This is a genomic window from Amycolatopsis sp. NPDC051102, assembly GCF_040682815.1.
GTDB lineage: Bacteria > Actinomycetota > Actinomycetes > Mycobacteriales > Pseudonocardiaceae > Amycolatopsis.
This window is the reverse complement of sequence record NZ_JBFBBT010000005.1, coordinates 38,526-50,746: the sequence shown is the minus strand read 5'-3', so window position 1 is coordinate 50,746 and position 12,221 is coordinate 38,526. Positions and strand designations below refer to the sequence as shown.

Sequence of the window (12,221 nt, the reverse complement as noted above, 5' to 3'; positions counted from 1 at the left end):
GGTCGTCGGTTATGGGAAGTGCAGAGGCCGAGGACACCGGGATGGAGATCGAGTCCACGGGCGGCCCTGTGCTGCTACGCGAACCCGCCGAGGGCACACCCCCGGTGGTCACCGACGCGGCCGGGCTGGCCGAAGCCTGCGCCAAGCTCGCCGCGGGCACCGGTGCGGTCGCCGTCGACACCGAACGCGCGTCCGGCTACCGGTATTGGCCCAAGGCCTACCTCGTGCAGCTGCGCCGCGAGGGTTCCGGCACGGTGCTGATCGATCCGATCGCACTGGACGGCGACCTCGAGCCGCTGCGCGACGTCCTCAACGACCTGGAGTGGGTGCTGCACGCCGCCTCCCAGGACCTCCCCTGCCTCGCCGAGCTGGGCCTGCGCCCGGCGGCGCTGTTCGACACCGAGCTGGCCGGCCGGCTGGCGGGCTACGAACGCGTGGCGCTCGGGACGCTCGTCGAGCTGCTGCTCGGCTACACCCTCGAGAAGGGGCACAGCGCGGCCGACTGGTCGAAGCGGCCGCTGCCGGTCGACTGGCTGAACTACGCCGCCCTCGACGTCGAGCTGCTCGTCCAGCTGCGCGAAAAGCTGGAAGCGGAGCTGGGCGCCCAGGGCAAGCTGGAGTGGGCGCGGCAGGAGTTCGAGTTCGTGCGGACGGCCCCGCCGCCGCCCCCGCGGGCCGAGCCGTGGCGCCGGACGTCCGGCGTGCACAAGATCCGCAGCCCGCGCGGCCTCGCGGCGGTCCGCGAGCTGTGGCAGGCGCGGGACGAGCTCGCCCGCAAACGCGACCGCGCGCCGAGCCGGATCCTGCCGGACAGCGCGATCGTCAACGCTGTCACGGCCGACCCGAAGACGGTCGAAGAACTGCAGGCGCTGCCGGTGTTCAGCGGCCGCGTCCAGCGCAAGTACACGGCGAGCTGGCTGCGGCACCTGCAGGCGGCCCGCGCGCTCCCGGCTTCGGAACTGCCGTCGCCGTCCCAGCCGACCGACGGGCCGCCGCCGGTGAACCGCTGGGCGGACAAGGACCCGGACGCGGCGGCCCGCCTCGCGGCGGCGCGCGCGGCGTTGACGGCGATCGCGGAGGACCGCCGGCTGCCGGTGGAGAACCTGCTGCTGCCCGACCTGGTCCGCCGCACGTGCTGGCGGCCGCCGGCCGAGACGGACGAAGAGTCGGTCGCGGAGGTCCTGCGCGCGGGCGGGGCCCGGCCGTGGCAGGTCGAGCTGACGGCGACGGTGCTGAGCAAGGCCCTGCAGACCACCGCGTCCTGAACGGACAGATCAGGGACACTTCGCCACGCTTTCCGGGGAACCGTGCGGGGCCGGGCATCGGCTGCCCTAGGCTGCGCCGGAAACGCCGCACCGCCCGAAGGTATCCCGATGACCGATTTCATGTCCGATCAACCCGCCGTGCAGTGCTTTCTGAGCTTCACCCACGAAGATGACAGTTTCCTGAATTTCGTCACACCGCTCAAGAATTCGCTGGAGAAGTTCTGCGCCTCGGCGCACGGGCGCAAGATCGAAGTGTTCGTCGACCGCGAAAGCATCGGGTGGGGCGAGGACTGGCGGACGAAGATCCAGGACGGGCTCAACGCCGCGATGGTCTTCGTCCCGGTCATCTCGATGAACTACTTCTACGAAAGCGGCGCCTGCCGCGAGGAGCTGACCGCGTTCTACGCCAAGGCGAACGAGCTCGGCCTCACCCAGCTGATCCTGCCGCTGATCGTGCTGGGGCACGAGCTGATCACCGGCCAGAGCGACGACGCCAACATCCGGATCATCGAGAAGCTGCAGTACGTCGACATCAAGGACGCGGTGCTGGCCGGCGCGGGCACCGCGGAATGGCGGCGCACGATGGACGTGGTGGCGGACAAGCTGATCCGGGCGATCCGCTCCGCGGAGGCGACGCTGGAAAAGCTCAAGAAGTGCGACCGGCTGCTGCTCGCCGGACTCGCCCCGGAACGGGACGGGCCCGGACTGCAGGAATACAAGGAAAACCTCACGAAGATCGGCGAGCTGCTGGAACGGCAGTTCGACGCGATCAGCCACTCGCTCGACGAACTGGGCGAGGAAATGCGCCAGCTGACCGGCGACGTGGCCGGGCTGCGCCCGGAGGCGATCAAGGCGCGGGTGGTGCGCGCGGCCGACGCGATCAAACCGATGGCGGTCAACATCCAGCAGGTCGGCACGGCGTTCGAAACGACGGTCGCGGAAACCGATGCGACGATCCGGTCGTACATGCGCCTGATGGACTCGTCCATGACGCCGGAACTGCTGGACCGCGCGCGCCGCGAATACGACGAATTCGTCGAAATGCTGACCGGGCTGATGGCACTGGAGGCCCGGATCACCGAGTTCCTGACGCAGATCCGCCCGCTGGAGGCGATCAACGCGCCCCTGCGCGCGGCGATCCGCCCGCTGCGCGTCGGAGCGCAGTCGATGCAGCTGGGGATGCGCACGATGCGGGAACTGTCCCGGATCATCAGCAACCTGCTGAGCGGCTGCCCCCGGCTCCTGTCGTGAGTGATAAGGCGAGTTAGAACTCGCCTTATCACTCACGAGCCGGGCGTGCCCCGCTAGTCCGCGAGGGCCGCCAGCAGCGCGTGCGCCTCGGCGCGCAGCCCGTCCGTCGGCTCCCCCGCCCCCACCAGCCGGACCACGCCGTCGGCGCCCTCCCGCACGTGGGCTTCGACGTCCAGCGCCGGATCGTCCCGGCGGATCACCGCGATGCTCTCCACCAGCCCGAACACCAGGTCCGTCCGGATGCCGACGGCCGAAGGCGCCACGCCTGAGGCCGCCACCAGGCGGCCGTACGCCGCCTTCAGCTCCGCGCGCTCGGTGCGGAAACGGGCCAGGTTGGGCGAACTCACCTCCGGCAGCAGGTACAACGCGCCGAGGTTGTGCCGGGCGCCGCCGAGCAGGCCGATGTCCGCGTACGCCAGCGCCCACAACCGGACCGCCGCCGGGGCCGCTCCCGCGACCAGGCGGGCGGCCAGGGCCAGCGACGGGCGGACCGTCTCGGCCAGCAGCGCCGCCAGGATGTCTTCCTTCGCCGGGAAGTGGTAGTAGAGCGACGCCTGGCGCAGCCCCGCGCGTTCGGCGATCGCCCTGGTCGTCGTGGCCGCGTACCCGGCTCCGGTGAACAGCTCGCCCGCGGCGTCGAGCACCGCCTGGCGCGCGTCCGGACGGTTCGCCGCCGCTCCGCTCGCCCTCGGCCTGCCGACCCCCGACCCGTTGCCCACGGCCGTGATCTTGCCAGGTCTCCGGCCGCGACACGCGCACGGAGGGTGCGGTTACGCCCGGATGTCGTCATTGACGCCGGGTCGATCCCCTCGTTAACGGACCGCTAACACGGCGGAGACCACCGTGTCGCTGCGGGAACCTAATTTCTGTCATGCGATCGAAACAAGGAGCCCGCATGACGCCACCCGACGAACTCGCCGCCTTCGGTTACCGCCAAGAGCTTCGCCGGTCGCTGGGCGGGTTCTCCGCCTTCGCCGCCGGCTTCTCCTTCGTCTCCATCCTCACCACCGTCTTCCAGCTCTTCGGCTTCGGCTACACCTTCGGCGGCCCGCTCTTCTTCTGGACGTGGCCGGTCGTCCTGGCCGGCCAGCTGCTCGTCGCGCTGGTCTTCGCCGAGCTCGCGGCGCGCTACCCGCTCGCCGGATCCGTGTACCAGTGGGCGAAACAGGTGACGAAGGGTTTCCTCGGCTGGCTGGCCGGCTGGATGATGCTCCTCGGCTGCATCGTCGCCCTCGCCGCCGCGGCGATCGCGCTGCAGGTCGTGCTGCCGTCGGTCTGGGACGGCTTCCAGCTCGTCGGCGGCGACCCGTCGGTGACGTCGCCGTCCGGGGCGGCCAACGCCGTGCTGCTCGGCACGCTGCTGCTCGTCTTCACCACCGCGGTCAACACCGGCGGGGTGCGGCTGATGGCGCGGATCAACGACGTCGGCGTCGCGGCCGAGCTGCTCGGGGTCGTCGTCCTCGTCGCCGGGCTGGCCCTGTTCGCCGTCCGCGGTCCGCAGGTGGTGCTGCACGACGCGCCGGGCACCAGCGCCGGGATCGGCGGCGTGCTCGCGTCGGCGCTCATGGCGGCGTACGTGCTCTACGGCTTCGACACCGCCGCCTCGGTCGCGGAGGAGACGAAGGACGCGCGAAAGGCGGCTCCGCGGGCGGTGCTGCGGGCCGTGCTGGTGTCCGGGATCGGCGGCCTGGCCGTGGTCGTCACCGCGCTGATGGCCGCACCGAGCCTCACCGACGGCCAGCTCGCCGGGCACGGCCTGCCGTACGTCATCACCGCCGTCTTCGGCGACACCCTCGGCCGGGTCTTCCTCGCCGACGTCGCGATCGCCGTCGTGGTCTGCACGCTCACCATCCAGACCGGCACCGTCCGGCTGATCTACGCGATGGCCCGCGACGGCGCGCTGCCGGCGTCCGGCCGGCTCGCCGGGGTCAGCCCGCGCACCGGGACACCGGTCGCGCCCGCGCTGCTGTCCGGCGCACTGGCCATCGGGCTGCTGCTGCTCAACGTCGGCAACCCGACGCTGTTCAGCACGATCACCGGGACGTCGGTGGTGGTCGTCTACCTGGCCTACCTGCTCGTCACCGGGCCGCTGCTCGTGCACCGGCTGCGCGGGCGGTTCCCCGCCGAGCCCGGCCGGTTCTCCCTGGGCCGGTGGGGTGTTCCGCTGAACGGCGCAGCCGTCCTCTACGGAATCGCGATGATCGTGAACATCGCCTGGCCGCGCGCGGAGATCTACGATCTCGCCGGTTCGGGCGCCCCCTGGATGCTCTTGTTCCCGCTAGAGTTCGTCGGCGGCGCACTGGTGATCGGCTGGCTCTGCTGGCTGCGGCTGCGCCCGGCTCCCGCCCTCGAACCCGCGACCTGAGAGAGGACGACCATGAGCACCACCGCGACGCCCCACGGAGCGCGCGACCACGCCCGCGCGCAGGCCGGCACCGTGGTCGACACGATGCCGTCGATCCCGGCGAGCAGCTGGCCGGAACCGCCGCCCGAGGTCGATCCCGAGGCGCTGACCTGGGCCGAAACCGTGGCCGGCGGCGGGTACACGCACAAGGTGCTGGCGCGCGGCACGCGGCTGCGGCTGACCGACGTCGACGGCGATGCCTGCGCCCACCTGCTGCTGTTCAACGCCGATCAGCCCTGGGAGCGGCTGAACGTCGCCGACACGGTCAAGGTGCAGTGGAACGCCTACCTCGGCGAGTCGGTGGCGCTGCTGTCGGACCAGGGACGGGTGCTGGCCACGATCGTCGCCGACTCCAGCGGGCGGCACGACGCGCTCTGCGGAACGTCCACTGTGGACGGCAACACGGCCCGCTACGGCGACGGTTCCCCGCAGGGCCCCTCCCCCGCCGGGCTGGCGCTGTTCACCCTGGCGGCGGCCAAGAACGGCCTGCAGCCGCGTGACCTGCCACCGAGCCTGTCCTTCTTCCAGGGCGTGCGGGTCCAGCCCGAAGGCGGGCTGGAGTTCACCGGCTCCGCGGGCGCGGGCAAGGCCGTCGACCTGCGGATCGAGATCCCGTCGATCGTGCTGCTCGCCAACGTCGCCCACCCGGTCGACCCGCGCCCGGAGCACACCGTGTCCCGGCTCGGAGTCCTCGCCTGGCGCGACCGGCCGACGACCCCGGACAGTCCCGAGTGGACACACACGCCGGAGGCGCAGCGCGCCTTCGAGAACACCGCCGACTACCTCACCGCCCGGGGGATCGCATGAGCACCGCGTACGAGTCCCAGCTGGAGGTCAGCGTCGACGTCCCCGCGCGGGCGCCGTTCTCCACGGTGCTGCACGAGGGGCAGGAGCTGGCCATCATCGACCTGGGTGGCAACCAGGCCGTCGACTTCCTCTGCTACGACGCGAACGACACGGCGAAGCGCTACAGCGCGCCCGCGACGATCGCCGCGCAGGGCAACATCTTCCTGACCACCGGCAGCGTCCTGCGCACCCAGGAGGGCGCGCCGCTGCTGACCGTCGTCGCCGACACCTGCGGCCGCCACGACACGATCGGCGGCGCGTGCAGCAAGGAGTCCAACAGCCTCCGCTACGGGCAGCACACCCGGCACCAGCACGCCTGCGTCGAGAACTTCCTCATCGAGGGCGCGAAGTGGGGCCTGGGCAAGCGCGACCTGGTCAGCAACGTCAACTGGTACATGAACGTGCCGGTCGAGGAAGACGGCACGCTCGGCATCGTCGACGGCATTTCCGCACCGGGCCTGGAAGTCCGGCTGCGCGCCGAGACCGACGTGCTGGTGCTGGTGTCGAACTGCCCGCAGATCAACAACCCCTGCAACGGGTTCGACCCGACGCCGGTCCGGATGGTCGTCATCTCCCCCGGAGGCGGCGAGTGAGGCTGCTCGTCGCCAACCGCGGCGAGATCGCGGTCCGGATCCTGCGCAGCGCGAAGGAACTGGGTCTCGAGACCGTCGCGGTGTACTCCGACGCCGACCGCCTCGCCCCGCACGTGCGGCTCGCCGACCGGGCCGTCCGGCTCGGCCCGGCGCCCGCCGCGGAGAGCTACCTGCGGGCCGAGGCGATCATCGCCGCGGCCCTGGAAACCAGCTGCGACGCGATCCACCCCGGCTACGGCTTCCTCTCGGAGGACGCGGCGTTCGCGCGCGCCTGCGAAGACGCCGGGATCGCGTTCGCCGGGCCGTCACCGGAGCACCTGGAGGTGTTCGGCAGCAAGCACACCGCGCGCGAGGCCGCGATCGCGGCCGGCGTGCCGCTGCTGGCCGGCACCGGCCTGCTGTCCGATGTGGACGAAGCGTTGGCGCGTGCGGCGGACATCGGCTACCCGGTGATGCTCAAGGCGACCGGCGGCGGGGGCGGCATCGGGATGCGCGCGTGCGCGTCACCGGAGGAGCTGCGCGCCGCCTGGGACACCGTGCGCAGCGTCGCCGCCAAGAGCTTCGCCAGTTCCGGCGTCTTCCTCGAACGCCTGGTGACCCGCGCGCGGCACGTCGAGGTCCAGGTGTTCGGCGACGGCTTCGGCGAGGTCCTCGCCCTGGGCACGCGCGACTGCTCACTGCAGCGGCGCAACCAGAAGGTGGTCGAGGAGTGCCCGGCGCCGGACCTGCCCGAGGAGGTCCGGAAGCACCTGGTCGAGTCCGCCGTCGCGCTGTGCTCGTCGGTGCGGTACCGCTCGGCGGGCACGGTCGAGTACGTCTACGACCCCGGGCGCGGCGAGGCGGCGTTTCTCGAAGTCAACACCCGCCTGCAGGTCGAGCACCCGGTCACCGAGGCGGTCCACGGCGTCGACCTGGTGGCGTGGATGCTGCGGCTCGCCCAAGGCGACCGCGGGATGTTCCGCGCGGTCCCGGTCGCGCGCGGGCACGCCGTCGAGGCGCGCGTGTACGCCGAGGACCCCGGAGCCGGGCACCGGCCCAGCGCGGGCCTCGTCACGCGGGTCACGCTGCCGCCGGCCACGCGGGTCGACACCTGGGTCGAGCCGGGCACGACCGTCACCACCCACTACGATCCGCTACTGGCCAAGGTGATCTGCACCGGCGCCGACCGCGCCGAGGCCCTGGAAAACCTGCGTGCAGCGCTCGCCGCGACCCGCTTCGACGGCGTCCAGACCAACCTCGGCCAGCTGCGGGCGGCGGCCGGCGACCCGGCCTTCGGCGCCGCCACGCACCACACGTCCACTTTGGACACGATCGGCGACGCGGAACCGCGGATCGACGTGGTCCGCGGCGGGACCATGACGACGGTGCAGGACTGGCCGGGCCGCACCGGCTTCTGGCACGTCGGGGTGCCGCCGAGCGGCCCGATGGACGACCGCTCGCTGCGGCTGGGCAACCTCGCGCTGGGCAACCCCGAGGGCGCGCCCGGCCTGGAGTCCACTGTGGATGGCGTGGCCCTGCGGTTCTCCCACGCCACCGAGGTGTGCGTCGCCGGCGCGCCGGCGACGGTCCTCGTCGACGGCGTCGAAGCTCCCCTGTGGACACCGGTCGAAGTCCCCGCGGGGGCGACGCTCGACGTCCGCGCGTGCACGGCCGGGCTGCGCAGCTACGTGCTGGTCCGCGGCGGCGTAGACGTGCCGGAGTTCCTCGGCAGCGCGGCGACGTTCACGCTGGGCAAGTTCGGCGGGCACGGCGGCCGCGCGCTGGCCGCCGGGGACGTCCTGCGGCCCGGGCCGGCGCCCGCGGACCCCGTCGTCGGGCCGGTCGCCGAGGCCGACCGCCCGGCCTTCGCTCCGCATTGGACGATCGGTGCGCTCGAAGGGCCGCACGCGGCTCCGGAGTTCTTCACCCCGGAAGACGTCGACACGTTCTACGCCACGGACTGGCAGGTGCACTTCAACTCGGCGCGCACCGGCGTCCGGCTCGTCGGGCCGCGGCCCGGCTGGGCCCGCGCGGACGGCGGCGAGGCGGGCCTGCACCCGTCGAACATCCACGACACGCCATACGCGATCGGCGCCGTCGACTACACCGGCGACCTGCCCATCCTGCTCGGCCCGGACGGCCCCAGCCTGGGCGGGTTCGTCTGCCCGGCGACGGTCGCCACCGGCGAGCGGTGGAAGCTCGGGCAGCTGCGCCCGGGCGACACCGTGCGGTTCGTGCCGATCGGCACCGACCACGCGGCGGCGCTGCGGACGCGCCCCGCGTCGGTGATCGAGCCGAGCCGGGCCGCCCGCGACGACGGCGGTGTCCTCGCGCGACTGTCCGCTTCGGACTGTTCGGAATCCTCGGGCGAGCCGTCGGTCACCTACCGCCGCAGCGGCGACGACAACCTGCTCGTCGAGTACGGCGAGATGAAGCTCGACCTGGCCCTGCGGATGCGGGTGCACGCGCTCGGCGAACGGCTCGCCGCCGAGGGCGTCCCGGGGATCGTCGACCTCACCCCGGGCATCCGGTCGCTGCAGGTGCACGTCGACCCGGACGCGCTCCCGGTCGGCAAGGCGCTCGGGCTGGTGCGCGAGCTGGAGCGGGACCTGCCGCCGACGCACGCGCTCGTGGTGCCGAGCCGCAGCGTGCGGCTGCCGCTGTCGTGGGACGACCCGGCGACCCGCGAGGCGATCGAGCGGTACATGACCGGCGTGCGCGACGACGCGCCGTGGTGCCCGTGGAACATCGAGTTCATCCGGCGCGTCAACGGGCTGTCCAGTGTGGACGACGTCTACCGCACGGTGTTCGACGCCGAGTACCTCGTGCTCGGCCTCGGCGACGTCTACCTCGGCGCGCCGGTGGCGACGCCGCTGGACCCGCGCCACCGCCTGGTGACGACGAAGTACAACCCGGCGCGGACGTGGACGGCGGAGAACTCCGTCGGCATCGGCGGTGCCTACCTCTGCATCTACGGCATGGAGGGCCCGGGCGGCTACCAGTTCGTCGGGCGCACGGTCCAGGTGTGGAACAGCTGGCGCGGCGGCGAGCAGCCGTGGAACCTGCGGTTCTTCGACCGGATCTCCTGGTACCCGGTGTCGGCCGAGGAGCTCCTGGACCTTCGGGCGCAGAGCGCGTCCGGGCAGCTGGCCCTCGAGACCACCGAAGGCTCCTTCGCCCTCGCCGACTACCAGAAGTTCCTCGCGGACAACGCCGAGAGCATCGCCGGGTTCCGGGCGACGCAGGCGGCGGCGTTCGAGGCGGAGCGGCAGGCATGGGCCGCGGCGGGCGAGTTCGACCCCAAGCCGGAGCCGGTCACCCGGCCCCCGGCCCGGGTCGAGGCCCCGCCGGGCGGGCACGTCGTGGAGGCGCCGTTCGCGGCGACGGTGTGGCGGGTCGACGTCACCGCGGGCCAGCGCGTCGAGCACGCGGAGCCGCTGGTGACGCTGGAAGCGATGAAGACGGAGGCGCGGATCCCCGCGCCGGCGAGCGGCGAGGTGGTCGAAGTGCTGGTGTCCCCCGGCGACCAGGTGGCGCCCGGCACGCCGTTGGTGGTGCTGGGATGAGCGCCGTCGAACGGGTACGGGCGGCATACCGGCGGATCGAACAGGTGGATCGGCCGGAGATCTGGATCGACCTGCGGCCGGAAGCCGACGTCCTGGCCGAAGCCGCCGCGGCGGAGCCACGCGGGTTGCCGCTGTACGGCAAGCTCGTGGCGGTCAAGGGCAACATCGACGTCGCCGGGCTGCCGACGACGGCGGGCTGCCCGGACTACGCGTACAAGCCGGAAGCCGACGCCCCGGTGGTCGCGCGGCTGCGGGCGGCGGGTGCGCTGGTGCTCGGCACCACGAACCTCGACCAGTTCGCGACCGGCCTGGTCGGGACGCGCAGCCCGTACGGCGCGGTGCGCAACGCCGTCGACCCGGCTTACGTGTCCGGCGGCTCCAGCTCGGGCTCCGCGGTGGCCGTCGCGCTGGGCATCGTGGACCTGGCGCTCGGCACGGACACCGCCGGGTCCGGCCGGGTGCCCGCGGCGTTCAACGGGATCGTCGGCCTGAAGCCGACCCCGGGCCTGCTGCCGACGGACGGGGTCGTGCCCGCCTGCGCGAGCATCGACTGCGTCTCGCTGTTCGCACGGACGGTGGAGGAAGCATCGTTCGCGCTGACCTGCCTGGCCGAGCCCGCGCAGGTCCACACGGGACGGTTCCGCCTCGGTGTGCCGTCCCCGGACCAGCTGGGTCCCTTGGCTACCGGCTGGGCCGAGGCGTTCGACGCGGCGGTGTCGGACTACGCCGCGGCGGGTGCCGAAGTGACCACCGTGGACATTTCAGCGTTCCTGGAGGCGGCTCAGCTGTTGTACGGCGGCGCGTTCGTCGCCGAGCGCTACACCGCGGTCGGCGAGTTCATCGACGCCCACCCGGACGCCGTCGACCCGGTGGTGCGCTCGATCATCGGCCCGGCGCGGGACATCCCCGCGCACCGGCTGTTCGCCGACCAGGCGACCTTGGCGGCCCTGCGGACGGAAGCGCTGGTGGCACTGGCCGGCGTCGACGCGATCCTGCTCCCGACGACGACCGAGCACCCGACGCTGGCGGAAGTGGCGGCGGACCCGGTGGCCGTCAACGCCCGCCTGGGCCGGTTCACCAACTCCACCAACCTGTTCGGCCTGTCGGCCCTGTCCGTCCCGGCGGGCTCGGTGGCCGGACGCCCGTTCGGCGTGATGTTCCTGGGTGCCCCGCACGACGACCTGAAGCTGGCGGCGTTGGCGGGACTGCGCTCGGCACGCATCCCGGTCGTGGTGGTCGGTGCGCACCTGCGGGGCCAGCCGCTGAACCACGAGCTGACCTCGCGCGGCGGCCGGTTCGTGTCCGCGGTGTCGACGGCGGCTGCGTACCGGTTGTACGCGCTGGACACGGTGCCGCCCAAGCCGGGCTTGGTGCGGGTGGCCTCCGGCGGGGTCTCGGTGGCCGCGGAGGTCTGGGAGCTGCCGGCGCGGGGGTTCGGCGAGTTCGTGGCCGGGATCCCGGCTCCGCTGGCGATCGGCAAGCTCGAACTGGCCGACGGGACGTCGGTGCCGGGCTTCCTGTGCGAACCGGCGGCGACCGAAGGCGCGGAGGACATTTCGGCGAAGGGCGGTTGGCTGGCCCACGTCCGCGGGTAACGATCAGCTGCCCGGCGCGGTAACGAGCCTTCAGCGACCGCGCCGGGCGTACCGATGTACCCGGTAGTGAACCCCCGGAGGCAGCCATGACCACGGCAACCCGATCCCCCCAGGACACCCTCGTCCACTCCTACCTGTTCCTCCGGCGCGCCATCGGGCTGGTCGGCGTGGCCCTGCCGGTCGTCCTCATCCTCGGCAAGCAGCTCGTCCAAGGCGGGGGCGTCGCCGGCTCGCTCAGCAGCTACTACTACACCGACCTGCGGGACGTCCTCGTCGGCGCCATGTGCGCGGTCGGGGTGTTCCTCCTCGCCTACTACGGCCACGACTACGTCGACAACGTCGCCAGCAGCGTCGCCGGGCTCGGCGCGATCGGCCTCGCGCTGCTGCCCACCACCCCGGACCACGACGTCACGGCCTGGAACCGCACGTCCGGCGTGCTGCACTGGGTCTTCGCGGCCGTGTTCTTCCTCTCCCTCGCCTACTTCTGCCTGCGCCTGTTCCCCCACGACGGCGAGCAGCCGGAGAAGTTCGGCGCGCTCTACCGCGCCTGCGGGGCCGTGATCCTCGTCTGCCTGCTGCTGATCGCCCTGGCCAAGTACCTCGGCCTGACGCCGTCGCTGCACCCGGCGCTGTGGCTGGAGAGCATCGCGGTGGAGGCGTTCGGTGTCGCGTGGCTCGTGAAGGGACAGACGATGGAGCCCAAGAGTGTGCCGTAGCCCACT

The 12,221-nt window shown here is 72.5% G+C and carries 9 protein-coding genes; 8 read left to right on the top strand and 1 reads right to left on the bottom strand.

All coding sequences use genetic code 11. From position 1 onward, the window contains the following. Positions 1-11 precede the first annotated feature (11 nt). Together AB0M93_RS17405 and AB0M93_RS17400 are read left to right on the top strand one after the other, a co-directional pair. Positions 12-1,265: a ribonuclease D gene (locus tag AB0M93_RS17405; protein ID WP_364274498.1), complete on the top strand. Its 1,254-nt coding sequence runs from the start codon at positions 12-14 to the stop codon at positions 1,263-1,265. A 108-nt stretch (positions 1,266-1,373) separates the two neighbouring features. Further along, positions 1,374-2,516 (top strand): toll/interleukin-1 receptor domain-containing protein, encoded by a 1,143-nt coding sequence (locus AB0M93_RS17400; RefSeq protein WP_364274495.1) that lies wholly within the window; start codon positions 1,374-1,376, stop codon positions 2,514-2,516. Positions 2,517-2,569: 53 nt separating this feature from the next. On the opposite strand, the gene AB0M93_RS17395 is transcribed toward AB0M93_RS17400, so the two are convergent. Next, a complete protein-coding gene (locus tag AB0M93_RS17395) occupies positions 2,570-3,235 on the bottom strand; it encodes a helix-turn-helix domain-containing protein (protein ID WP_364274492.1) in 666 nt (221 codons plus the stop codon). A gap of 176 nt (positions 3,236-3,411) precedes the next feature. Between AB0M93_RS17395 and AB0M93_RS17390 the strand changes: the two genes are divergently transcribed. From AB0M93_RS17390 to AB0M93_RS17365, 6 genes are all read left to right on the top strand, one after another. Beyond that, positions 3,412-4,881 carry an amino acid permease gene (locus AB0M93_RS17390; RefSeq protein ID WP_364274489.1) on the top strand — a complete coding sequence of 490 codons (1,470 nt, stop codon included), beginning with the start codon at positions 3,412-3,414 and terminating at the stop codon, positions 4,879-4,881. Between the two features lie 12 nt (positions 4,882-4,893). Continuing rightward, positions 4,894-5,727: an urea amidolyase associated protein UAAP1 gene (locus AB0M93_RS17385; protein WP_364274486.1), complete on the top strand. Its 834-nt coding sequence runs from the start codon at positions 4,894-4,896 to the stop codon at positions 5,725-5,727. Next, entirely contained in the window at positions 5,724-6,359 is a 636-nt protein-coding gene (locus AB0M93_RS17380) for an urea amidolyase associated protein UAAP2 (RefSeq protein ID WP_364274483.1), read from the top strand. Before AB0M93_RS17385 ends, AB0M93_RS17380 begins: the two co-directional genes overlap by 4 nt. Further along, a complete protein-coding gene (gene uca / locus AB0M93_RS17375; protein ID WP_364274480.1) occupies positions 6,356-9,904 on the top strand; it encodes an urea carboxylase in 3,549 nt (1,182 codons plus the stop codon). Before AB0M93_RS17380 ends, uca begins: the two co-directional genes overlap by 4 nt. After that, entirely contained in the window at positions 9,901-11,499 is a 1,599-nt protein-coding gene (locus AB0M93_RS17370; RefSeq protein WP_364274477.1) for an allophanate hydrolase, read from the top strand. Before uca ends, AB0M93_RS17370 begins: the two co-directional genes overlap by 4 nt. An 86-nt stretch (positions 11,500-11,585) precedes the next feature. After that, entirely contained in the window at positions 11,586-12,215 is a 630-nt protein-coding gene (locus AB0M93_RS17365; protein WP_364274474.1) for a DUF998 domain-containing protein, read from the top strand. The last annotated feature ends 6 nt before the right edge of the window (positions 12,216-12,221 follow it).

Excerpts from the sequence above, each read along its gene's own strand:
- AB0M93_RS17365 (WP_364274474.1), top strand. The coding sequence starts at position 11,586 with ATGACCACGGCAACCCGATCCCCCCAGGACACCCTCGTCCACTCCTAC.
- AB0M93_RS17385 (WP_364274486.1), top strand. The coding sequence starts at position 4,894 with ATGAGCACCACCGCGACGCCCCACGGAGCGCGCGACCACGCCCGCGCG.
- AB0M93_RS17400 (WP_364274495.1), top strand. The coding sequence starts at position 1,374 with ATGACCGATTTCATGTCCGATCAACCCGCCGTGCAGTGCTTTCTGAGC.
- AB0M93_RS17370 (WP_364274477.1), top strand. The coding sequence starts at position 9,901 with ATGAGCGCCGTCGAACGGGTACGGGCGGCATACCGGCGGATCGAACAG.
- AB0M93_RS17380 (WP_364274483.1), top strand. The coding sequence starts at position 5,724 with ATGAGCACCGCGTACGAGTCCCAGCTGGAGGTCAGCGTCGACGTCCCC.
- AB0M93_RS17390 (WP_364274489.1), top strand. The coding sequence starts at position 3,412 with ATGACGCCACCCGACGAACTCGCCGCCTTCGGTTACCGCCAAGAGCTT.
- AB0M93_RS17405 (WP_364274498.1), top strand. The coding sequence starts at position 12 with ATGGGAAGTGCAGAGGCCGAGGACACCGGGATGGAGATCGAGTCCACG.